This is a genomic window from Pseudomonas asiatica (assembly GCF_040214835.1).
GTDB lineage: Bacteria > Pseudomonadota > Gammaproteobacteria > Pseudomonadales > Pseudomonadaceae > Aquipseudomonas > Aquipseudomonas putida_Z.
In genome coordinates this window covers 2,522,803-2,546,312 of record NZ_CP157874.1, presented here as the reverse complement: position 1 = coordinate 2,546,312, position 23,510 = coordinate 2,522,803, and the positions used below count along the sequence as shown (strand labels likewise).

The following is a 23,510-nucleotide window of genomic DNA, read 5'->3' as shown; positions in this document are numbered from 1 at the left end:
ACACCATGAGTTCACTGTCTGCCGTCACTACCAGCACCGACAAGGTGCGCGACCGGGTCAGCGCCGAAGAGTGGGAGGTACGGGTCAAGCTGGCTGCCGCCTACCGCCTGGCCGCCCTGTTCCGCTGGACCGACCACATCTACACGCACTTTTCGGCCCGCGTACCGGGGCCGGACGAACACTTCCTGATCAACGCCTTCGGCCTGCTGTTCGACGAAATCACCGCCTCCAACCTGGTCAAGGTCGACGTCGACGGCACCATCATCGACGACCCGCTGGGGCTGGGCATCAACCAGGCCGGCTACGTGATCCACAGCGCAATCCACCGCGCCCGCCCCGACCTGAAGGCCGTGCTGCACACCCACACCCGCGATGGCGCAGCGGTATCGGCCCAGCGCGACGGCCTGCTGCCGATCTCCCAGCACGCCTTGGCCTACTACAGCCGGGTGGTCTACCACGACTACGAAGGCGTGGCCCTGGACCTGGACGAACAGCAGCGGCTGGTGGCCAACCTGGGCGACAGCAACATCCTCATCCTGCGCAACCACGGGTTGCTCACCGGGGGGATCAGCGTCGAGCACGCGTTCCGTGAGCTGCATGGGCTGGAGCGGGCCTGCAACATCCAGGTGGCGGCCCAGGCCGGGGGCAATGACCAGCTGCTGCATGCATCGCAGGCGGCGATTGCCAAGGTGCATGAACAGTCGAAGCGGTTTTCCGATGGCAAGGGGGAAGGCATCCAGCGGCATTGGGATGCGTTGATCCGGCAGCTGGACCGCGAGGGCCGCGATTACCAGGACTGACTGGAAGGCAGCTGTCGCCTGTACCGGCCTCTTCGCGGGTAAACCCGCTCCCACAGGGATTTCACCTCCCTTGAGTGGAGCGCCGTACCTGTGGGAGCGGGTTTACCCGCGAAGAGGCCGGCACAGATAACCCCAATTCAATGAAGGACCATCCCATGCCCCCACTGCACCGCCTGTTCGCCATCGGCTCCCTGGCCCTGGCCCTGACCGCCTGCTCCCCAGCCGACAACACCTCGGCCAGCAACACCCTGAGCATCGCCTTCTGGGGCGACAACACCACCCTGGTCAGCGTCGACCCCTTCCAGGTCTACTGGCTGGAGCACCGCGTGCTGCTGCGCAATGTCGCCGAGTCCCTGACCGACCAGGACCCGCAAACCGGCCGCATCATCCCCTGGCTGGCAAAAAGCTGGGAGGTCAGTGCCGATACCCTGAGCTACACCTTCCAGCTGCGCCAGGACGTCACCTTCAGCAACGGCGAACGCTTCGACGCCCACGCCGTGAAAACCGCCTTCGACAGCAACAAGGCCTTCGCCACGCAGCTGCCGGCCACCTTCGGTGCTACCTACCTGGCCGGCTACGACCACGCCGAGGTACTGGACGACTTCACCGTGCGCCTGGTCCTGGCCAAACCTAACGCCGGTTTCCTGCAGGCCACCTCGACCACCAACCTGGCCATCCTTGCGCCGGCCTCCTACAAGCTGACTGCCCAGGCGCGCTCACTGGGCAACATCATCGGCACCGGCCCGTTCATCCTCGAGCACTACACCCCGGAGGTGGGCGCCCGGCTGGTCAAGCGCGCCGACTACGCCTGGCCATCAGCCAACATGCACAACCAGGGCCCGGCGCACCTCGATGCCGTGGACATCAGCTACATCCCCGAGGAAAGCGTGCGCAACGGCCTGTTCCTGCAGGGCAAAGCCGACATCCTGTGGCCGCGCAACCCGTTCTCGGAAGTCGACCTGAAGCTGTTCCAGTCCAAGGGCGCGACCATCCAGAGCCGCTCACTGCCGGGCCCGGCGCTCAACCTCTACCCCAACACGCGCAACGACCGCCTGCTGGCCGACCGCCAGGTGCGCCTGGCACTGCAGAAGGCCATCGACCGCACCAGCTACGCGCATACCGTGTACAACGCCGCGTTCCCGGTGGTGAGCAGCGTTTACGACGTCACCACGCCGTACTTCAAGCCCCAGGCCGACAAGCTCGCCTATGACCCTACGGGCGCCGAGCAACTGCTCGAGGCCGCCGGCTGGCACAAGGGCGAGGACGGCTACCGGCACAAGAACGGCCAGCGCCTGACCCTGCGCTACAACCTGACCCCGGCCGAAAGCGCCGGTGACGTGCTGGTGCAGGACCAGTTGCGCAAGGTCGGCATCGACCTGAAGCTCAATGTGCTGACCCGCGCCGAATGGGTGGCCGGGAACGCGTCCGGCAACTACGACCTGACCTCCACCTACATGACCCGCGCCGACCCGATCATCCTGCAGACCATCCTCGACCCGCGGGCAGCAAGCAGCACCACGTTGGCCACCAACACCTACGAACCGCACACCCTGGCCAGGGCCCAGGCGCTGTTCGACAGCGGCATCACCGCCACCGCCACACCGCAACGGGCCCAGGCCTATGGCCAGCTGCAGGACCTGCTGGTCGACGAGGCGTCGGCGTTCCCGCTGTACGAGCGCGTCTGGCAAGCCGCCACCGCGCCGCGGGTCAAGGACTTCCGCTGGACTGCAGAAGGCTTCGCGCTGCTCAGTGACATCCAGGTCGGCCAGCCATGAAACGCTACCTGATCGGCCGCATCGGCCAGGCCCTGTTGGTGCTGTGGGGCGCCTACACCATCACCTACTTCATCCTCTACCTGCTACCGGGCGACACCCTGGCGATCATGCTCAGCGCCTCGGGCATGGAGGCCGATGGCCTGTCACCCGAGGACCTGGCCAAGGCCCGTGCCTACTACGGTCTGGACAAGGGGCTGCTCGAGCAGTACTTCGACCTGCTGTGGCGCGCCCTGCACGGTGACCTCGGGCAGTCGTTGTCACTGGGCCGGCCGGTCACCGCGCTGCTGGCCGAGCGCCTGCCGCAGACCCTGGCCCTCGCCGGCGCGGCCATCGCCCTGTCGCTGCTGGCCGGGGTCGGCCTGGCCTACCTGACCGCCTACCTGCAATGGCGGCCACTGAAGACCGCCCTGGCACGCCTGCCGTCGCTGGGTTTCTCGGTGCCGGTGTTCTGGATGGGCCTGCTGCTGATCCAGGTATTCGCCTTCGCCCTCGGCTGGTTCCCGGCCACCGGCAGCCAGGGCCTGGCCAGCCTGGTGCTGCCGGCGATCACCTTGGCGATCCCCAGCGCCGCGGTGTACGCCCAGGTGCTGCAGCGCGGCTTTCAGGGCGTATGGCAGGAACCCTACATCACCACCGCCTTCGCCAAGGGCCTGAGCCGGGCCCAGGTGCAGGCGCGCCACGGCTTGCGCAACGCAGCCTTGCCGCTGCTGACCCTGATCGGCCTGCAGGTCGGCAATACGGTCTCCGGCGCGGTGCTGGTGGAAACCATCTTCTCGCGCAACGGCGTCGGCCGCCTGGCCCAGGAGGCCGTGCTGCGCCAGGACATCCCGGTGGTGCTGGCGATCGTCGCGGTATCGGCCACCGCCTTCGTGGTGGTGAACCTGATCGTCGACCTGCTCTACCCGTACCTCGACCCACGCATCACCCACACGGCCAAGGTGAGCTGAGATGACCATCGACCTTTCCCTGACCCCGATCGACACCCAGCCCACGGGCGAGGTGGCACATCCTGCCAGCGCCTGGAAGCGGCGCACGTACCTGCAGCGCGCCCGTCAGGCCCTGATCCCGCTACTGCGCCGGCCCGGCTTCAGCCTGGCGCTATTGATCGTGCTGTTCGCCCTGTTCGCGGCACTGGCCCCACAGCTGTTGACCAGCTTCGACCCCTACGCCACCTCGCCCGCCGACAAGCTCAGTGCCCCCGGCGTGGTGCACTGGTTCGGCACCGACGAGCTGGGCCGCGACCTGTATACCCGGGTGGTCTATGGCGCGCGCCTGTCGGTGCTGGCCGCATTGCTGGCGGTGGCCATCGCCCTGCTCGGTGGCCTCGGCCTGGGCGTGCTGGCCGGCTTTGCCGGTGGGCGCGTCGACGCGGCGCTGATGCGCCTGATCGACGTGTTGCTGGCACTGCCCGGCCTGCTGCTGGCATTGGCCATCGTCACCGCGATCGGCTTCGGCACGGTGCCTGTGGCAGTCGCCGTGGGCGTCGGCATCATCCCGGGCTTTGCCCGCACCACCCGCGCCGAAGTGCTGCGCATCAAGACCCTACCCTATGTCGAGGCCGCCCGCCTGGGCGGTGCCAGCTGGGCGCGCACACTGCTGCGCCATGTGCTGCCCAACGCCTGGGGCCCGGTGGCGGTGCTCGCCACCCTGGACTTCGGCGCCGCCATCCTGGCCACCGCCGGGCTGAGTTTCCTCGGCTTCGGCGCGGCGCCGCCGGCGGCGGAATGGGGCACGCTGATCGCCAACGGCCGCCACTTCCTGATCACCGCCCCTTGGGTCTCCCTGCTGCCAGGGCTGTTCGTGGTAGCCGTGGTGTTCAGCCTCAACCACCTGGCGCGCAGCGCCGAGGAGCATGCCCGATGAGCCTGCGCCCCCTGATCGAGGTCCGCGACCTGAGTGTCAGCTACACCTTCGCCGGGCAACCCATCCAGGCCTTGCGCCAGCTGTCGTTCAGCCTGGCCCAGGGCGAGACGCTGGCCATCGTCGGCGAGTCCGGCTCGGGCAAGTCGACCCTGGCCAATGCCCTGCTCGGCCTGCTGCCGGGCAATGCCCGCATCGAGCAGGGCCAGCTGTGGGTCGACGGCGTGGATGTGGCACGGGCCAGCGAGCGTACCCGGCGCCAGGTGCGCGGGCGCACCATCGGCCTGGTACCGCAGGACCCGATGGTCAGCCTCAACCCGACCCTGCGCATCGGCCGGCAGATTGCCGAGGCCTTGCTGCTGGCTCGCGGCCGACGCTACCCGACGGTGGATGCCGATGTGCTGGAGCTGCTGGCCCAGGTCGGCCTGGACGACCCGGCGCTGCGCGCCCGCCAATACCCCCATGAACTTTCCGGCGGCATGCGCCAGCGGGTGCTGATCGCCATCGCCCTGGCCGGCGAGCCGCGGCTGATCATCGCCGACGAGCCCACCAGCGCGCTGGACGTGACGGTACAGCGGCGCATCCTCGACCACCTGCAACAGCTGGTGGCCGAGCGCGGCATCTCGCTGCTGATCATCACCCATGACCTGGGCATGGCCTGCGACCGCGCCGACCGCCTGCTGGTCATGAAACAGGGTGAGCTCGTCGAGCAGGCCTCGCCCAGGCAGATTCTCTGGGGCGCACGGCAGCCCTACACCCGCGACCTGCTCAACGCCGCGCCGGCCTTCGTGCCACGGCGCAGGCCTGGCGCGCCGAGGGGCCAGGCAGCGCTGCTGCGCCTGAGCAACGTCGGCAAGCACTTCGCGTTGCCCGGGCAGGATGCCCACTTCACCGCCCTGCATGACCTGAACCTTGAGGTGCATGCCGGGCAGACCCTGGCCATCGTCGGCGAGTCGGGCTCAGGCAAGAGCACCGCACTACGGATCGCCCTCGGGCTGGAAAAGCCCAGCCACGGGCGGGTGGAGTTCGCTGGCGTGGACGTCAGTGCCTGCAGCTGGCGGCAGTTCCGCCCCCTGCGCCGGCGCATCCAGCTGGTGCAGCAGAACCCGTTCGCCGCGCTCGACCCGCGCTTCACCGTGTTCGACAGCATCGTCGAACCGCTGGTGTCGTTCGGCCTGCTCAAGGGCGAGGCCCTGGAGCGCAGGGCCCGTGAACTGATCACGCGGGTACAGCTGCCGGTGCACTTCCTCGATCGCCTGCCCCGGGAGCTGTCGGGCGGCCAGCGCCAACGGGTGGCGATCGCCCGGGCATTGGCCCTGGAGCCCGAGGTGCTGCTGCTCGACGAACCGGTCAGTGCGCTGGACGTGTCGGTGCAGGCGCAGATCCTCGCCCTGCTGGATGAGCTGCAGCGCGAGCTGGGAATGGCCTACGTGCTGGTCTCCCACGACCTGGCGGTGGTGGCGAGCATGGCCGACCAGGTGCTGGTGCTGCAGCGCGGCCAGGTGGTCGAGCAAGGGCCGGCGGTGCAGGTGTTCGGCCAGCCGGCCAGCGCCTATACGCGGGCGCTGATCGAGGCGATACCCGGGCATTCGCGCAGCGTGCTGCCCGTGGCGGTTTGACCGTTTTGCCGTGCGGCACGGGCGTGCCGCGCGGATCAGACATTGAGGCTTATCTGGCAAGAGGTATTGAACATGAGCAAAAGACAGATCCATCTTGGCGCAATGATCCACGGTGTCGGCCACGGCTGGGGCGAATGGCGCCACCCCGAGGCGCTGGCCGACGCCAGCGTCAACTTCGGTTTCTACAAGCAGCAGGCGCAATTGGCCGAGGCGGCCAAGTTCGATTTCGCCTTCATCGCCGACAGCCTGCACATCCATGCCCGTTCCAGCCCCCACTACCTCAACCGCTTCGAGCCGCTGACCATTCTCTCGGCACTGGCGGCGGTCACCACCCATATCGGCCTGGTGGCCACGGTCACGGTCAGCTATACCGAACCGTTCCAGGTCGCCCGCCAGCTCGCCTCGCTGGATTTGATCAGCGGCGGCCGCGCCGGCTGGAACGTGGTCACCTCATGGCTGTCGGGCACCGCCGACAACTTCGGCAAGGACCAACACCCGCCCCACGCCGTGCGCTACCGCATCGCCCGTGAGCACGTCGAAGTGGTCAAGGGCCTGTGGGACTCATGGGAAGACGACGCCTTCACCCGCGACAAGCAGAGCGGCGAATTCTTCGACCCGGCCAAGTTGCACACCCTGGGCCACAAGGGCGAGTTCTTCAAGGTCAAGGGCCCGCTGAACATCCAGCGCTCGCCCCAGGGCCAGCCGCTGATCTTCCAGGCCGGCGTGTCGGAGGACGGGCGCAACTTCGCCGCGCAGAACGCCGATGCGATCTTCGTCAACCCCGAGTCGTTCAGCGATGCCCGCGCCTACTACCAGGATTTGAAGCAACGCGCTGCAAGCCATGGCCGCGACCCGGACCAGCTGTTCATCCTGCCGGGCATCCGCCCCATCGTCGGCCGCGACGAAGCAGAGGTGGAGCGCCGCTACCAGCAGGCCGTCGACCTGGTGAGCATCGAGGACGCCCTGGTCGCCCTCGGCCGCCCGTTCAACGACTATGACTTCAGCCAGCACGAGCTGGATGCACCGTTCCCCGACCTGGGCACCCTCGGCGACAACAGCCACAAGGGCACCGCCGACCAGTTGAAGCAACTGGCCCGCGACGAAAGCCTGAGCCTGCGCCAACTGGCCTTGCGCTTCTCGCGCCCAAGACGCGACTTCACCGGCACCCCCGAGCAGGTCGCCAACGCCTTGCAGGACTGGTTCGAAGACGGCGCCGCCGACGGCTTCATCATCAACTCGCTGCTGCCCGATGGCCTGCAGTATTTCACCGAGCTGGTGGTGCCCCTGCTGCAAGCGCGCGGCCTGGTGCGCAGCGAATACAGCGGCAGCACCCTGCGCGACAGCTTTGGCCTGAGCGTTCCGACCAACCGCAACACGCTGCGTCGCGGGCAGATCGCAGCTGCCTGAATCCGCCCCACACGAAAAGGAGTTCCATTGCATGAGCCTAGAATTCATCGGCCTCATCGGCCCCCAGGAAAGCAGCGAATCACAGGCCCCGCGCGGCCCGCTGGTCGACCTTGATTTCATCAAGGCCTTCGCCCAGGCCCAGGAATACGCCGGCTTCGACAAGGCCCTGCTGGCAGTCAACACCAGCGCGCCGGACTCGATGATACTGGCCAGCTACGTAGCCGCGCTGACCGAGCGCATCGGCCTGCTGGTGGCGCACCGCCCCGGGTTCCAGGCGCCAACCTTCGCCGCTCGCCAGTTCGCCACCCTCGACCAGCTCAGCCGCGGCCGCGCCTCGATCAACGTGATCACCGGCGGCGACAGCGGCGACCTGCAGCGCGACGGCGACTTCCTCGACAAGGACGCCCGCTACGCCCGCACCGACGAATACCTGCAGGTACTACGCAATACCTGGACGCAGACCACACCGTTCGACCACCACGGCGAGCATTACCGGGTGGAAGACAACCTGACCCTGGTCAAGCCGGTGGGCAAGCTGCCGGTGTACTTCTCCGGCGCTTCGGACGCGGCGGTGGAGGTCGCGGCGAAACACGCCGATGTGTACATGATGTGGGGGGAGCCACTGGAGCAGGTGCGCGAGCGCATTGCCCAGGTGCGCAAGGCCGCGGCTCGCCACGGGCGGGAGAATCACATCCGCTTCAGCCTGTCGCTGCGGCCGATCCTGGGGGCCACCGAGGAAGAGGCCTGGGCGCGGGCCGAACGCATCCTGGCCGATGCCAGGCAGCGCATCGGCATCCGCCAGGGCAACCGCCGCGAGAAGAATTTCGGCAAGAGCAATGTCGGCTCCGAGCGCCTGGTACAGCTGGCCGGCCAGCGCAAGGTGCACGATACCCGGCTGTGGACCGAAATCGCAGCTTTGGGCGGCGGGGCCGGCAATTCCACCTCACTGGTGGGCACGCCCGAGCAGGTGGCCGAAGCGGCGCTGGCCTACTACGAACTGGGTGTGAGCACCTTCCTGTTCCGTGGCTTCGAGCAGTTGCGCGATGCCGTGGAGTACGGGCAGGAGCTGATTCCGCGGATCCGCGCACTGGTGGCCCAGCGTGAGGCAGGACGCAGTACGCGTTCTGCATAGGCCCTGCCGCCTGTGCAGGCCCTTTCGTTGCCTTGGCAGGGACCTTGTGGGAGATCGCCCAGCCCTTTGGGCCGCGCTGTCGGACAGATAACTGAACTCGCAAGCGATCCTCGTACCCTGTGGGAGCGGCTTTAGCCGCGAAGAATCCAACACGGTGCATGGCACCGGCTGCGCCGGTGTTCGCGGCTAAAGCCGCTCCCACAGGGTCCCCGCCAAAACATCAGCATTACGCATTTATACTGATTAGCTTTATCAGTAATAAACATAATTAACATAGAACCAAAAAGCCTTTCACAGCACCGTGAAAGTCCATTAGGTTCTGTAAACCGACCCCAACATGGCGGAGGCAAATGGATTTGTGCCAGCCGCCGTCGGGTCCCTCCCTTCGATCCGCCCGTTGCGCACATCCGAACCCAACCTTCTCGGAGCATGCGACATGGGATTGTCCCGTAGAGACCTGATCACCCGCCTCGCCGCCATTGGCGGCTATTCGGCAGCCCTGGGCGCGCTGGGGCAGAATGCCCTGGCTGCCACCTTCCAACCCCTGCAACTGGCCGCAAGCGGCGGCAACGGCAAGCGCGTGGTGATTGTCGGCGCTGGTATTTCCGGCCTGGTATCCGCCTACGAGCTGCGCAAGGCCGGCTTTTCGGTCACCGTGCTGGAGGCCCGCGAGCGGGTCGGTGGCCGGGTCTGGACCTTGCGCCAGGGCGACCGCGTCGAGCACAACGACGGCAGTTCGCAAACCGTCGAGTTCGACCAGGGCCACTTCTTCAACGCCGGCGCCGCGCGCCTGCCCAGCCATCACCTGACCATCCTCGGCTACTGCCGTGAGCTGGGCGTGGAGCTGCAGGTGCTGGTCAACAGCAGCCGCAACGCCCTGGCCCAACCAGACCTGGCTCGCCCACCGCTGCTGCTGCGCCAGGCAGTCAATGACACCCGCGGGCACTTCAGCGAACTGCTGGCGCGCAGTGTCAGCCGCAACTCCCTCGATGCCGAGCTCGACAGCAGCCAGCGCAAGGCCTTGCTGGACTTCCTCAAGGTCTACGGCGACCTCGACAGCCAGCAGCAGTACCGCGGTTCGGTACGCGCCGGCTACACCCGCTTCGCCGGCGCCGGCGACCAGACCCCGATCCAGCGCCAGCCGGTGCCACTGGACCAGCTGCTGGACAGCAACCTGCTACTGCCGCTGGTGTTCGACGAAATCCCCGAGTTCTCCTCGACCATGTTCCAGCCGGTCGGCGGCATGGACCAGATTCCCAAGGCGTTCTATCGCCAGGTCAAGGACAGCGTGCGCCTGGGCGCCGAGGTGCTGGGGGTGGATACCGGTGACAACGGTGCCAAGGTGGTCTGGCGCGACCGCAAGAGCGGCCAGCAGCACGTCGAACAGGCCGACTACGCCATCGTCACCCTGCCCCTGCCGCTGCTGGCCAAGCTGCCGAACAACTTCGACAAGGCCTTCAGGCAGGCCATCGCCAGCGCCGAAGGCGACAAGGCCAACAAGGTGGCCTGGCAGTCGCCGCGCTTCTGGGAAACCGACTTCCAGATCTATGGTGGGCTCAGCTACATCAACCACGAAGCCCGCACCCTGTGGTACCCCAGCGATCACCTCAACAGCGCCCAGGGTGTGCTGGTCGCCACCTACAACACGGGCGCGGTGGCCCACCAGTTTGCCGCCAAGCCGCTGCAGGCCCAGGTCGCCTCCTCGCGCCAGGCGGTGGAATCGCTGCATCCGGGCCACAGCCACAAGCTGGCCAGGCCGGTGGTGGTGAACTGGTCGAAGATCCCCTTCAGCGAAGCGCCGTGGATCGTCCACGACGAAGTCGCCCAGCCCGGCTACGACCTGCTCAACCAGCCCCAGGGGCGTACCTGGCTGGCCAGCGACGCCCTGGCCCATGGCGGCGTGGGCATCTGGCAGAACAGTGCCGCCGAGTCCGCCCGCCGGGTGGTCGGCCTGATTGCCAAACACGCCAGCCAGACCACCCGCGGCGTTGCCGCCTGACCTGCAAGGAACCACCCCCATGCCTCGTCTTCTTCTGCTTGCCGGAGTACTCATGTCGCTCACCCTCAACGCCCACGCCGACGGCATCAAGCGCGTCGCGCCACCCGGCTCGAACTTCCCCATCTCGCAGCTGGTCACGGTACCGGCCGGCAGCCAGCTGACGTTCATCAGCGGCACCCTGCCGGACGTAGCCGACCCAAAGGCGCCCAAGGGTAGCGTTGCAGCGCTGGGCAACACCGAAACCCAGGCCCGCTCGGTGCTGAACAAGCTGCGCACGGCGCTGCGCAGCCAGGGCCTGGACCTTGGCGACATCGTCCAGTTACGGGTGTTCCTGGTAGGCGACCCAGCCAACGGCGGCGCCCTCGACTTCGCCGGGCTGCAGGCGGCCTACACCGAGTTCTTCGCCACCGCCGAGCAACCCCGTACACCGACCCGCACCGCCATCCAGGTGGTGGCCCTGCCATTGCCGGGCGCGCTGGTGGAAATCGACGCGATCGCGGCCAAGGCGCCGTAAGTGCGCCAGCCATGCCAGACAAGGAACTGCGTGCATGAAGCCAGCTTTTAAAACTGCCTCTTTTTTCGGCGTGGCCCTGGCCGCCGGGCTGCACAACGCACCCAGCCTGGCCGAGGAACCCGCCGCCCAGGCCCTGGGCACGGTGATCGTCACCGGCAACCGTGGCAGCGAGAAACGCACCGTAACCAGCAGCCCGGTGCCCATCGACGTGATCAGCGCCAAGCAGTTGCAGGAAACCGGCAAGCCCGGCCTGATGGAAGCCCTCAGCGCCAGCGTGCCGTCGCTGACCTTGCCGGAAAAGACCGGCTGGGACGCCAGCGGCATGGCCCGCGCCCCTAACCTGCGCGGCCTCAACGCCGCCCAGGTGCTGGTGCTGGTCAACGGCAAGCGCCGCCATACCAGCGCCACGCTCAACATCAGCGGCATCAACGCCGGCGCTGCCCCCGCCGACCTCGACCTGATTCCCATCAGTGCCATCGACCATGTCGAGGTGCTGCGTGATGGTGCGGCCGCCCAATACGGCTCCGACGCCATCGCCGGGGTGATCAACGTGATCCTCAAGGCCGACGCCAGCGGCACTGCCGTGACCACCGCAGGCCAGGGCTACGACGGCAAGAAGCAGACCGTGCAGCAAAGCCTGAACAAGGGCTTCGAGATCGGCCGCGACGGCATCGTCCAGCTGGCACTGGACGCCCGCAGCCAGAACGACGACAACAAGGCCAGCGCCAATGGCTACAGCCAGGCCGAAGCCCTGGACCGCGCCGGCAAGGTTACCTACGGCGGCTATGGCACGCCGAAGATCAATCTTCTGACCCTGGGCTACAACGCCGAACTGCCGCTGCAGGACGACCTGACGCTCTACTCGTTCAGCACCTGGTCGTACCGCAAGGCCGAGCAGGGCCAGAACTTCCGCCTGCCGACCATCGTCAACACCATCACCACCGGGCCCAACGGACGCCCCTCGGGCTACACGCCCACCTGGTACATCGAGGAATATGACTACCAGGCGGCGTTTGGCGCCAGGGGCCTGGCCGGCGAATGGGACTGGGACCTGTCCAGTACCTACGGGCGCAACGAGGCCGAACAGGGCACCTGGAACAACCAGAACCCGTCACTGGGCGAGGCCACGCCCAACCATTTCGAATCCGGCACCTGGGTCAGCTCGCAACTGACCAGCAACCTCGACCTGCGCCGCAGCTTCGAAGTTGGGCTGACCAAGCCGCTGGACTTCTCCTGGGGCCTGGAACAGCGCCGCGATACCTACCAGGTGCAGGCTGGCGACTGGGCCAGCTGGGCCGACGGCGGCTACTGCAAGGCGCCCGGCAATTGCGCCGCCTCCGGCGCCCAGGTCACCAACGGCATCTCCCCCGCCGAGGCCGCCAGTGCCAGCCGCAACAGCTACGCCGGTTACCTGGACGTGGGTTTCAACCCGCTGCCGCAGTGGTACTGGGGCGCTGCCCTGCGCTACGAGCACTATGATCGCAACATCGGGGCCACCCGCAGCGGCAAGCTGACCACCCGCTACGAGCTGACCCCCGAACTGGCCGTGCGGGCGACGGTGAGCAACGGCTTCCGCGCGCCGTCCTTGGCCAACAACCTGTTCAGCGCCCGCTCCACCACCTACGGCGTGGTCGACGGCGTGTACCAGTCGATCAACTATGGCGTGCTGCCGGTGGATTCGGCCGCCGCCAAGGCGCTGGGCGCCGAACCACTGAAACCGGAGAAGTCCACCAACTACAGCCTGGGGCTGGCCTGGCAGCCCGGCGAGCGCCTGGCCTTCACTGCCGATGCCTACCTCATCAACGTGCGCGACCGCATCACCCTCACCGGTACCCTGCTCGGCCCCGAGGTCACCCAGGCCTTGCTCGCCAACGGTATCGACTCGACCTCGGGCGGCCAGTACTTCACCAACGGCGCCGATACCCGCACCAAGGGCCTGGACCTGGTGGGCAGCTACGACCAGGACCTGGGTGGTGCCGGGACGGTGAAGTGGACGGCGGCCTTCAACTGGAACGACACCGAGATCCTCGACTACAAGCAGAGCGTGAACATCCTTGGCACGCCCTACGAACTTATGAATCGCCAGGCGCGCAACCTGCTGACCGAGGTACAACCGCACACCAAGCTGATCCTTGGCGGCAACTGGCGCCTGGACCGCTACCGGGTCAACCTGGGGCTGACCCGCTACGGATCCTGGCGCGAGGTGAATGCCGCCAACGACCGTTCGCTGGACCGCGAGTACAAGGCGCGCTGGATCACCGACCTGGATGCAGGCTACCAGCTGACCAAGGACCTGGAAGTGGCGATCGGGGCGCGCAACCTGTTCGATATCTACCCCGAGCGCCAGGCACCGAGCAGCAAGACCATGGTCAAGGGATACGGGGTGTACTCCCCCTATGGCTTTACCGGCGGGTATTACTTCGGGCGGGTGACCTACACCTTCTGATTCGTGACAAGCCGGCCGACGATGTCGGCCGGCAACCGGTATCAACCACGCAACATATGGACCGCCACACCGGCCAAGGCGCAACTGAACAGTACCTGGATCACGCCACGCTTGAAGCGGAACAGGGCCACTGCGGCAGCAATGGCGATCAACGCCGAAGGCCAGTCGAACGCCCCACTGAAACCCTTTGGCCAGAGCACGTGATAGCCGAAGAACATGGCGAGGTTCAGGATCACCCCCACGACCGCGGCCGTGATCCCCGTCAGCGGTGCAGTGAACTTCATCTCGTTGTGGGTCGACTCCACCAACGGGCCACCGGCGAGGATGAACAGGAACGACGGCAGGAAGGTGAACCAGGTGACGAGGCTGGCCGCGACTGCACCGGCCAGGAACGGGTTTTGCTCACCGAACATCGGATGCACGTAGCCACCGACGAAGCCGACGAAAGCCACCACCATGATCAATGGTCCTGGCGTGGTTTCTCCCAAGGCAAGGCCATCGATCATCTGAGTGGGTGACAGCCAGCCGTAATGCCCGACGGCGCCCTGATACACATAGGGCAGGACGGCGTAGGCGCCACCGAAGGTCAAAAGTGCGGCCTTGGTGAAGAACCAGCCCATTTGCGTCAGAGTGCCGGCCCAGCCAAACGTCAGTGTCAGCAGCCCCATGGGCAAGGTCCACAATACTGCGCCGATCAGCACCAGACGCAGCAAATGCCCCACCCGAAAACGCGCATGCTCAGGCGTTGGTGTGTCGTCGTCGATCAGGGCCGGGCCGTAGCTGTTCCTGGCAGCCCCATGACCACCACCGATCACGAATTTGCCGGGGGCGAAGCGACCGCCCACATAGCCTGCGATACCGGCAACCAGCACGATCAACGGGAACGGCACATTGAGGGCGAAGATGGCCACGAACGACGCTGCGGCCATGGCCCACAGCCAGCCGTTCTTCAGCGCGCGCGAGCCGATCCTGTGAGCCGCGTGGACGACAATGGCCGTGACTGCAGGCTTGATGCCGTAGAAGACCCCCGCCACCACCGGGACCTCGCCAAAGGCGATGTAGACCCAGGACAGGCCAATCAGGATGAACAGCGAGGGCAATACGAACAATACGCCGGCAATCACCCCACCCCAGGAGCGGTGCATGAGCCAACCGATGTAGGTGGCCAGTTGCTGTGCCTCGGGGCCTGGCAACAACATGCAGTAGTTCAGCGCGTGCAGGAACCGCTTCTCGCTGATCCAGCGCCGGCGCTCGACCAGTTCCTGGTGCATGATCGAGATCTGCCCGGCGGGCCCACCAAAACTGATGAAGCCCAGCTTGAGCCAGAACAGGAATGCTTCGAACAGTCCGATCGGCCGCTGAACCGCTTGCGATGGTGGCTGTTCGCCCACTGCGGAGGTGCTATCAACCATTTTGCGCTTCCTCACTCGCGAAAGCCGTCAGAAGGCCATCGAAGATGCCCCCGGCGACCGTTGTCAGTTGATCGTCATCGCCAATGCTCTGTCTCAAGCCCGCGAGGACACGTTCGATACCTGGTGCTTCCGAGGGCTGGTTGCCTCCCACATCCAGGTAGTGAATGACCGCGGCCAAGCGTGCCAGGCCCGGCTGCTGTAGGGCAAAGCTCTCGATGAGGGTTTCAAAGGACACTCGCTGGCCGACATGGCTGAACCTGGCCCCATCAAAATCGAAGCCCAGCGCATCGCCCGGGCAGTCTTCAGGCCTGTCCAGCCAGATGAATCGAGCGTCGGCATCGATGAAGCGACGAATCAACCAGGCACATGCCAGCCGATCCACCCATGGGCGCTTGCGGGTGGCCCAAAGGCGCCCCTGGTAGTCGTTGCGTTCCAGTCGGGTGATCGCCTCGTCGTGGGCACTCGGCTCATCGGAAGACAGTGCGCGGCCAATCGCGGCTTCGAGCTCTTGCAGCGCCGCATCGGCTTGTGCCTTGGGCACGCCCGGGAAAAAATCGGTCGCCGCCAGCTGGCTGAAGGCCTTTCTGAGCTTGCGCACCTGCCGTGCGGTCTGCAGCGCATTCTCTGGCGCCAGCTCGGCCCTGCAGCCTGCAATTTCTTCCATCAGGCTGGCGTACTCGTCGCTCCTGTCGAACAGCCTGCTGAAGCGCTCTTCACGCTCAGGAAGCGACAGGAGAAATGCGGTGCCGTTGATAGCCAGCACGTCACGCTCGACTGCCTCGAAAACTTCCCGACCCGCACATTGTTCGGGCAGCAGGTAAACACCATCCCTCAGCACTGCGGCTCCGGAGGCCTTCAGGCTTCTCCAGGCACGCATGCGCTCGGTGGCATTGGCCGTCGGCAATCCGAGGATCAGTAGCGACCAGTGGAGCATGTAGAGTACTCAACACAATATGTTTGTATCTCTACATTAAACTGAAACTGTGCAAAATCAACAGGCCCGTAGCTTTTGGGGCTGCTGCGCACCCCATCGCCGGCAAGCCGGGCTCCCACAGGGACCGTGAAAATCTTGAGGTCTGCGCCGTACCTGCGGGAGCCCCGCTTGCCGGCGATGCGCCGCAAAGCGGCCCCAAATCGCTCAACTGACTGGCACCAGGGTAAACCCGCTCCCACAGGGTCCCTGCTAAATCAAGGAGTTATGTGGAGTTCCATAGGAGCGGGATCCTACTCCAGTGGAATGGTCAGGCGATCGATCACGGCACGGGTTTCTGGCCTCACCCCGCGCCACCAGGCGAACGCCTCCGCCGCCTGCTCGACCAGCATGCCGACACCGTCGGCCAGGCGACCCACACCCTGCGCCTGGGCCATGCGCAGGAACGGCGTCAGGCCTTTGCCATACGCCAGCTCGTAAGCCAGCCGCGTCTCGCCCAGCACACCTTCAGGTAGCGGCGGCTGCTCTCCGGTGAGGCTCGCGGAGGTGGCATTGACCACGATGTCGAAGGACTGCCCCTCCAGTTCCTCATAGCGGCTGATGCGCAGCCTTGGGTGATCCAGTTCGTTGCGCAAGGTGAGCGCCTTGGCCATGTCACGGTTGGCAAGCACCAGCTCGCTCGGCCCTGCCTTCAGGAATGGCAGCAGCGCGCCGCGCACCGCGCCACCGGCGCCGAGCAACAGTACCCGCCGATTGGCCAGTGGTTCACCGAGGTTTTCCTCGATATCCCGCAGCAAGCCGATGCCGTCGAAGTTCTCGGCAAAGATACGGCCATTCTCGAACTTCAATGCATTGGCCGCCCGCGCCAGCTGTGCGCGCTCGCTGCGCTGGTCAGCCAGCTCGAAGGCGCGCAGCTTGAACGGTGCGGTGATGTTCATGCCCAACCCGCCATCGTTGCGAAAGTTCAGCACCTGGGCCTCGAAGCCCTCTAGCTCGCCCTCGATGGCGCCGTACTCCAGGCACTGGCCACTGGCCTGGGCGAACAGGCCATGAATCAACGGGGACTTGGTGTGGTTGATCGGTCGGCCGATCACTGCATAGCGGTCGCTCATCGTGCATCTCCATGGGTGAACAGCACACCGTCTGCCTGCATGGCGGTGATTTCTTCAGGGCTGAAACCTAGGCCGGCGGCCACTTCGGCATTGTGCTGACCGAGGTCCGGGGCCACTTGGTGGATCGTGGTGTCGCACTCGGAAAAGCGGAACGGCAGGTTGGGCAGGCGCAAGGTACCGTAGCGCGGGTGCTGCTGCTCGATGACCATGTTGCGCGCCTGGATCTGCGGGTCAGCCACGACCTCGTCGATGCGCTGCACCTTGGCGCTGGGGATGTCGATGTCATCGAGCAATTGCAGGATATCGGCTACCCGGCGCGCACCGACCCAGTCACGCACCACGGCCAGGATCGCCTGGCGGTGGGCGTTGCGGCCATTGAGGCAGTGGTAGCGGCTGTCGCTGCCGAACCCGGGCGGGCAACCGTTGGCCTCGAGCATCGCGGCAAAGCGCTTCCAGGCGTCGTCGACCTGGGCGGCGATTACCAGGTCGCCATCAGCCGCACGAAACACGCCGTACAGGGTGGAGGTGGGCATGTCATGGCCGGTCTGCTCGGGCAGGACGGTGCCGTCGGACAAGGTGTAGCACTGCACCGCGTATTCATGCATCGACACCAGCGTGTCGTACAGGGCCATGTCGATGTGCTGGCCACGACCACTGCTCACCCGGCCCAACAGCGCCGCATTGATCGCCGCCACGGCATGGATACCGGTGTACATGTCACCCAGGGAAATGCGCAGCAACGGCGGCGCTTCGCCCGGCACGCCGACCATCTGCATGATCCCGCTCTTGGCCTCGGCGATCAGCCCGAAGCCGGCGCGGTGGGCATCCGGGCCGGTATGGCCGTAGGCGGAGATGGAGCAGTACACCAGACGCGGGTTGCGCGCTGACAGCTCGGCATAGCCCAGGCCCAGTTTGTCCAGGGCGCCGGGGCGATAGTTTTCGATGAACACATCGGCCGAGTCGGTAAGGCGCTGCATGAATGCTTTGCCACGCGGGTCCTTCATGTTCACGCTGACGCCCTGCTTGCCCATGTTCAGCTGCAGGAAGTAACCGCTCTGCTGTTCATCAAGGGTAAACGCGTGCTGGCGGCCGGCATCGCCGCTGCCCGGCCGTTCGACCTTGATCACCTCGGCGCCCAGTGCTGCCAGGCAACGGCCCACATAGGGCCCGGCCAGGAAGTGGCTGTAGTCGATGACGCGAATACCCGCCAATGGCAATGCCTGGCTCATGCCTGCACTCTCCTCGGCACCATCAGCCGGTGCTCGCCACGCTGCACGACTTCGCCATGCTGGTTGATCAGCTCCGACGGCAAGACCACGATGCCCCAGCCCGGTCGGCTGTTGCTCGGGCGCATCGCCCCCACGCGCATGCGCACGTGCAGCACATCATCGACCTTGATCGGCAGCACGAAGTCCCAGGTCCAGCCCAGCGACATGCCCGGTACAAAGCGGTATTCGCTCTGGGTCTTCAGGCCGTCGGCGATCGACAGGCCGAACAGGCCATGGGCAACCAGGCAGCCGAAGTGGCTCGCGTTGGCGTACGCCTCGTCGACATGCACCGGGGTGTGGTCGCCGGTAAGTTCGGCGTAGGCCAGGATGCGTTCGCGGGTAACGGTGTAGGTGGGGCTGATGCATTCATCGCCTTCGCAGGCATCGTCCCAGTATTTTTCCACCACGCTCATGCCACCACCTCTGCACGTGGGTCGATGGCCAGAGCCTGGGCGACGCATTTCGCCGGCAATGCCTGAATGAACTCGACCGCCAGGCCGTCAGGCAGGCGCAGCCAGTTGCGGCCCTGAGGCATTTCGCTGACGCCGAAACGCTGTGCGGCGGCCAACGCGGCTTCGAGGTCCTCGCACATGATGCCCAGGTGTGCCATGCGCCCTTCCGGGCCGGCAAAGTCCGGCTGGTGGATGAACTGCAGGCCACCAAGTGTCCAGTACTGCGCAGGCTGCTCGGCGTCACCCTGCATCTCGCGCATGGTCATGCCGCACACCTCGCTGAAAAAGCGGATGTGCCACTGGATGTCCCGCACCCAGAACGCAACGTGTTCAAGGTAGGCTTTCGGCTGGCTCATGGATTACTTCCCTTCTGCTGATCGGCCATGGCGCGCTCGATACCCTTGATGCAGGCAACCAGGGTCGCGTTGACCGGCGTAGCCACGCCGTGGCGCTGGCCCCAGCGCACGACGGAGCCGTTGATGAAATCGATCTCGGTGACCGAGCCCTTTTCCAGGCTCTGCAGCATCGAGGTTCGGAAGCTTGCCGGCAGGCCTTCAGCTGCCAGGCACCACGCAGCGTCCGGGCTGGTGAGGCTCAGGCGGATGCCGGCCCGCTCGGCGACGGCGATGGCTTCGCTGACCGCTGCCTTGGCGGTGCTTTCCAGCAGCGGCTCGCTGTACAGCTGGCCATAACTGAGCATGGTGATGCCGCTGAGCGCGCCTGTCGCGACGTTGACCAGCAGCTTGTCCCACATGGTGCCGAGAATGTTGTCGCTGACCGTGGTGGCGAGCCCGGCGCCATTGAAAGCCTCGGCGATGGCCTGAACACGCGAGGTCCGTTGGCCGTCGAGCTCGCCGATGAAGGTGTGTTTGCCTGCCACGCCGGCACGGATCGAACCCGGCGCCAGCAGCACGCCACCGACGTAGGTCTTGCCGGCCAATACCCGCTCACGCCCCACGGCCTCGGCCAGGATGTCTTCGTGGCCAAGACCGTTCTGCAGCGATAGCACCAGCGTCTGCGGCCCGATCAGCGCCTTGGCACCGGCAATCGCCTCGCTGGTGTGGAACGACTTGACCAGCACCACTACCAGGTCGGCCACGCCCACGGTTGCCGCGTCGCAAGCCGCCTTCACCCGGACCTGCCGCTCGCCGCGTTCATCCTGCACCCGCAGCCCGCGCAAATTCATCGCCTCGACATGCGCCTGGCCACGATTCAACAACCAGGTTTCGTGCCCCGCCTCGCTCAAGGCCGCACCAATGGCGCAACCCAGGGCGCCGGCGCCCAGAATGCAGATTTTCAAATCGCTGACCTCCTGTGGTTTGTGACCACCTTATGCAGCGAGGCTTATTTCGGCTATACAATGGCGTCAATACACTTATTGAGTTTCGCAATAATGAGCACGCTCGATGCCTTGCCTGATCCCAAGCTGCTGCAGCTGTTCGATGTGCTTTACCACTGCCGTAGCGTGACCCGTAGCGCTGAACAGCTCGGCCAGAGTCAACCTACCGTGAGTATCTGGTTGGGGCGCTTGCGTGAAGAACTGAACGACCCGCTGTTCGTGCGCACCCCCGGGGGCATGGCCCCTACCCCGCGGGCAGACCAGTTGATCGGGCCATGCCGCGAGGTGCTGGAATCGCTGCGGCGCCTGACTACCTGGGAGCCGCAGTTCGTTCCGGCCACGGCCCAGCGTCGCTTTCGCCTGTGCGTCAGTGATGCCAGCCATATCACCCTGCTGCCCAGCATCCTCAACCACCTGCGTACCCATGCGCCGGGTATTCGCCTGGAGGCGGCGCGCATAGATGGCAATACCGAAAGCGCGCTGGAGTCCGGCGAGGCGGACCTGGCCATCGGCTTTGTGCCTTGGCTGGGTGCGGGGATGTATCAGCAAGTGTTGTTCGAACAGGACTGGGTCTGCCTGAGCAACCCACAACACCCTCGTTTGGGCCAAGGCATGAGCGTGGCGCGCTACCAGGGCGAGGGGCATGTACAGATCAGTGCCGGGACCGGGCAAAAGTTACTGGAGGCTGGTTTAGCGCGGGCCGGCATCGAACGCAGGATCATGCTGGAGCTGCCGGCATTTCTAGGGTTGGGGATGATCGTCGGGTCGACCGACCTGGTGGCAACGCTGCCACGGCACATCGGGCAGACACTTGCCGACATGCATGGTCTGCAGGTGCACGATTGCCCGTTTGCAGTGGAGGGCTTCACGGTCAAGCAGCATTGGCACGCGCGCTACCAGCAAGACAGCGGGAATCGCTGGATGAGGGAGGTGGTTCGGGGCTTGTTTCAAGCAGGTGCCAGTTAGCACACCAGACGAACGCCTCCCTCGCCGAGCTTCCTTGCCTGGAAGCATCGGGGTGCGAGTCAGGCAGCAGGCTTGAGCACCACCTTCGTCCAGCCATCATCCCGCGCATCAAAGTGCTTGTAGGCATCGGGGCCTTCAGCAAGCGTCAAACGATGGGAAATCCACCGGTAGCCTTGGTCGAGGCAACCAGGTTGTTCATGGTGAGGTAGTTCGCTTCATGACCATGCTTGTCGCAGCACTGGTAGCAGATCAGTGGCGCTAATCATCGTCGCGCCTTGGATCTATTGCCGTTGCCTTTGTAGCTCTCGTTTCAACCATATGCTCGCCGGCTCCGCGCCTTCTGGACATCGCACCTCATAGATGCGGCCACTCATACTGCTTTTGGTGGCAGCAAGATCAATGAAGTCTTCCGCGCTTTTCACCATTTTCCTACCTTCGAGATAATCCAGCTTCTGCATCAAATGCGCCCGAGCCCGGGGACCAGAGTATTCGGTACCATTGCGCACGAACCTGCACTCACTGTGCTCGACAAAGTCCAGCAAGCCTCTTATCTCTTGAGTGGTTTGAGGTGTAGCAGATACTTCCCTACCCACGATGATCGCGATGAAGCCAATCCCTACCGCCATCATCGATTGGCTGACAAGCCGCCCGGGGTCCCTCATCAACATCTGCATGATCCTGGTCCTGAAAATGAAATGAATGACCGGAGTGGCCTCCGACGATTAATTACAACACAACCACGCTATAACATTTTCTCCAGCCCGATCGCGCTGCTGAGCCAGGAATTGAAGTGTCGCCACCAACTCCCCGGTTCCTTGGTCAATGTATGTTGCTTGCCATCGTCTTCGGTGACCCATACCAGCTGATTCTTTTCCAGCCGGGTGTGATAACTCAGAGCTGGCGCCATCCCCTCCAGAGCCAGTTCGCGCACCCGTCCAGCAAGCTCAGGATCATCGACCAACACGCCGACTTCGGTATTCCACAACAAGGAGCGCGAGTCGAAATTGAACGAGCCGATAAACGCTTTCTGCTGGTCGAATATCATCGCCTTGCTATGCAGGCTGGACTCGGAGCTATTGGAGGATCCACCATGAAACAGGCCCAGCCCACTGTCGCTGTCGCCATTGTCACCGGATTGGCTGCGTAATTCGAACAACTGCACACCATGCTCCAGCAAGGTTTTGCGATAAGGCGCGTAAGCGCCGTGCGCGGCGGGTACATCGGTGGCTTCCAGTGAGTTGGTCAGCAAGCTGATCGACACGCCAGCGTCGGCACGACGGGTCAGGTACACCACCCCTGGTTGGCCGGGCACCATGTACGCCGAGACAAGGATCAGCTCCTTGGATACCCCCTTGAGCTCGGGTGCCAATTGGGTGGCCAACAACAAGTACGGGGCTGGCTCGCCACTCGACAAGACCTTGCTCGGTGCATCCCACATCGCTTTGTTCCAGGCCCAGATCAACTCCCTGCGCCAGTCATTCAGGCGTGGCCGGGTGGTATAGCTCATCAGTTGTTGATAGAGCGCATGATTCTGTTGGCGTACTTTCTCCAGGGACTCGTCCAGCCGAGTCCGGAGGTTTTTAAGGTCCCCGGTCGTCGGCCTGGTCGAGATGAACTGCTCGATGGGCTTGCTCAGGGCACTGTTCCAGTACTGGTCGAAACTATGTCCCAATTGTTCTGCAACCGGCCCGACACCGAGCATGTCGATGTCGGTGAAATTCCTGTTGGGCTCGGCATCGAAATACTCGTCCCCCAGATTGCGCCCGCCGACGATGGCCGCACTGTTGTCCACCACCCACAATTTGTTGTGCATGCGCCGGTGTTGCCGGGCCAGGTTGAACAGCCGGCCCATGGTACGCGTCACGACGGTACTGCGGCCCAGGTGCAGTGGATTGAACACGCGGATCTGTATATGCGGATGCGCCGCCAGTGTCGCGATAATTCGCTCCAGGTCATCGCTGGTGGTGTCATCGAGCAAGATCCTGACGCGGACGCCACGGTCGGCGGCGATGAGCAGCTCGCGCACCAGTATCCGAGTACTGATGCCGTCGTGAACGATGTAGTACTGCAAGTCGATGCTGCTTTGAGCATTGCGAATCAGCTCGGCGCGTGCGGCGAAAGCCTCGGCACTATCGGAATACAAGCGAAAGCCCGACTGGCCCCGATGGGGGGCTGCCTGGGCCTGGATAGAACGACCGAACGCCGAATCGTTCGCAGGCAAGGCCTGACTGGGTTCGTGAGAGACCGTGGGTGTGGTACAACCAACAAACAGCAGGGTAAGTAACAGCAGAGCAGGAAGGGGCTGTTTGATTCTCACGGAGGCTACCCCGGGTGATGGCGATGAGGGTGCCGGGTCCCGAAGAATGGCCAGTCCCTTACCACCAGCATCCGGCCGTATCGGCCTCGTGCAATGTTTCTTCGATCTGCGGTGTTATTACAGAAGCGTAGTTCATCTCCTGCTGACCGCGGTGCCTTCAC

General features: G+C 65.0%; 20 protein-coding genes and 1 pseudogene. 11 read left to right on the top strand and 10 right to left on the bottom strand.

Annotated elements, in window-relative coordinates; translation table 11 throughout:
* Positions 1–5 precede the first annotated feature (5 nt).
* The 10 genes from ABNP31_RS11460 (at position 6) to ABNP31_RS11415 (ending at position 13,552) form a co-directional block, all read left to right on the top strand.
* Positions 6–800 (top strand): class II aldolase/adducin family protein, encoded by a 795-nt coding sequence (locus ABNP31_RS11460; protein WP_025339460.1) that lies wholly within the window; start codon positions 6–8, stop codon positions 798–800.
* 155 nt (positions 801–955) lie between these two features.
* Positions 956–2,575, top strand: coding sequence for an ABC transporter substrate-binding protein (locus ABNP31_RS11455; protein ID WP_350013333.1), 1,620 nt, complete (start codon positions 956–958; stop codon positions 2,573–2,575).
* Entirely contained in the window at positions 2,572–3,522 is a 951-nt protein-coding gene (locus tag ABNP31_RS11450; RefSeq protein WP_075045452.1) for an ABC transporter permease, read from the top strand. Before ABNP31_RS11455 ends, ABNP31_RS11450 begins: the two co-directional genes overlap by 4 nt.
* Before the next feature lies 1 nt (position 3,523).
* Positions 3,524–4,438, top strand: a complete 915-nt coding sequence (locus ABNP31_RS11445) for an ABC transporter permease (protein ID WP_085663907.1) — start codon at positions 3,524–3,526, stop codon at positions 4,436–4,438.
* Positions 4,435–6,054, top strand: a complete 1,620-nt coding sequence (locus tag ABNP31_RS11440) for an ABC transporter ATP-binding protein (protein ID WP_350013332.1) — start codon at positions 4,435–4,437, stop codon at positions 6,052–6,054. The genes ABNP31_RS11445 and ABNP31_RS11440 overlap by 4 nt, the downstream gene beginning before the upstream one ends.
* Before the next feature lie 72 nt (positions 6,055–6,126).
* Positions 6,127–7,461, top strand: a complete 1,335-nt coding sequence (locus tag ABNP31_RS11435) for an LLM class flavin-dependent oxidoreductase (protein ID WP_075045455.1) — start codon at positions 6,127–6,129, stop codon at positions 7,459–7,461.
* A 31-nt stretch (positions 7,462–7,492) separates the two neighbouring features.
* The gene (locus tag ABNP31_RS11430) at positions 7,493–8,593 is read left to right on the top strand and encodes an LLM class flavin-dependent oxidoreductase (protein ID WP_085691917.1); all 1,101 of its coding nucleotides are present in this window, start codon (positions 7,493–7,495) and stop codon (positions 8,591–8,593) included.
* Positions 8,594–9,029: 436 nt separating this feature from the next.
* On the top strand, positions 9,030–10,592 hold the full coding sequence (locus ABNP31_RS11425) for a flavin monoamine oxidase family protein (protein WP_085663441.1): 1,563 nt from the start codon (positions 9,030–9,032) through the stop codon (positions 10,590–10,592).
* Between the two features lie 19 nt (positions 10,593–10,611).
* Positions 10,612–11,106, top strand: a complete 495-nt coding sequence (locus ABNP31_RS11420; RefSeq protein WP_025339468.1) for a RidA family protein — start codon at positions 10,612–10,614, stop codon at positions 11,104–11,106.
* 34 nt (positions 11,107–11,140) lie between these two features.
* Complete coding sequence (locus tag ABNP31_RS11415; protein ID WP_085588196.1) at positions 11,141–13,552, top strand: TonB-dependent receptor plug domain-containing protein; 2,412 nt, start codon at positions 11,141–11,143, stop codon at positions 13,550–13,552.
* A 41-nt stretch (positions 13,553–13,593) separates the two neighbouring features.
* Here the strand turns inward: ABNP31_RS11415 and chrA are convergent, their stop codons facing one another.
* The 7 genes from chrA to ABNP31_RS11380 form a co-directional block, all read right to left on the bottom strand.
* Positions 13,594–14,964, bottom strand: a complete 1,371-nt coding sequence (gene chrA, locus ABNP31_RS11410) for a chromate efflux transporter (protein WP_085616283.1) — start codon at positions 14,962–14,964, stop codon at positions 13,594–13,596.
* Positions 14,957–15,898 (bottom strand): chromate resistance protein ChrB domain-containing protein, encoded by a 942-nt coding sequence (locus tag ABNP31_RS11405; RefSeq protein WP_139832714.1) that lies wholly within the window; start codon positions 15,896–15,898, stop codon positions 14,957–14,959. The genes chrA and ABNP31_RS11405 overlap by 8 nt, the downstream gene beginning before the upstream one ends.
* Positions 15,899–16,188: 290 nt before the next feature.
* Complete coding sequence (aroE, locus tag ABNP31_RS11400) at positions 16,189–17,007, bottom strand: shikimate dehydrogenase (RefSeq protein ID WP_085663439.1); 819 nt, start codon at positions 17,005–17,007, stop codon at positions 16,189–16,191.
* Entirely contained in the window at positions 17,004–18,236 is a 1,233-nt protein-coding gene (locus ABNP31_RS11395; RefSeq protein WP_350013331.1) for a CaiB/BaiF CoA transferase family protein, read from the bottom strand. Before ABNP31_RS11395 ends, aroE begins: the two co-directional genes overlap by 4 nt.
* Positions 18,233–18,688: a MaoC family dehydratase gene (locus ABNP31_RS11390; protein ID WP_350013330.1), complete on the bottom strand. Its 456-nt coding sequence runs from the start codon at positions 18,686–18,688 to the stop codon at positions 18,233–18,235. Before ABNP31_RS11390 ends, ABNP31_RS11395 begins: the two co-directional genes overlap by 4 nt.
* Entirely contained in the window at positions 18,685–19,083 is a 399-nt protein-coding gene (locus ABNP31_RS11385) for a VOC family protein (protein ID WP_025339475.1), read from the bottom strand. Before ABNP31_RS11385 ends, ABNP31_RS11390 begins: the two co-directional genes overlap by 4 nt.
* Positions 19,080–20,027 carry a ketopantoate reductase family protein gene (locus ABNP31_RS11380; RefSeq protein ID WP_025339476.1) on the bottom strand — a complete coding sequence of 316 codons (948 nt, stop codon included), beginning with the start codon at positions 20,025–20,027 and terminating at the stop codon, positions 19,080–19,082. The genes ABNP31_RS11385 and ABNP31_RS11380 overlap by 4 nt, the downstream gene beginning before the upstream one ends.
* A 93-nt stretch (positions 20,028–20,120) precedes the next feature.
* Here ABNP31_RS11380 and ABNP31_RS11375 point away from each other — a divergent pair, with 93 nt between their 5' ends.
* Positions 20,121–21,032, top strand: a complete 912-nt coding sequence (locus tag ABNP31_RS11375) for a LysR family transcriptional regulator (RefSeq protein WP_075045463.1) — start codon at positions 20,121–20,123, stop codon at positions 21,030–21,032.
* Positions 21,033–21,091: 59 nt separating this feature from the next.
* On the opposite strand, the pseudogene ABNP31_RS11370 reads toward ABNP31_RS11375, so the two are convergent.
* The 3 genes and pseudogenes from ABNP31_RS11370 to ABNP31_RS11360 form a co-directional block, all read right to left on the bottom strand.
* Positions 21,092–21,276: pseudogene (locus tag ABNP31_RS11370) on the bottom strand (aldehyde dehydrogenase); the annotation flags it as partial.
* A gap of 37 nt (positions 21,277–21,313) precedes the next feature.
* Positions 21,314–21,706, bottom strand: a complete 393-nt coding sequence (locus tag ABNP31_RS11365; protein WP_139832713.1) for a DUF5329 domain-containing protein — start codon at positions 21,704–21,706, stop codon at positions 21,314–21,316.
* 68 nt (positions 21,707–21,774) lie between these two features.
* Positions 21,775–23,349, bottom strand: a complete 1,575-nt coding sequence (locus ABNP31_RS11360; protein ID WP_350013329.1) for a phospholipase D family protein — start codon at positions 23,347–23,349, stop codon at positions 21,775–21,777.
* Positions 23,350–23,510 lie beyond the last annotated feature (161 nt).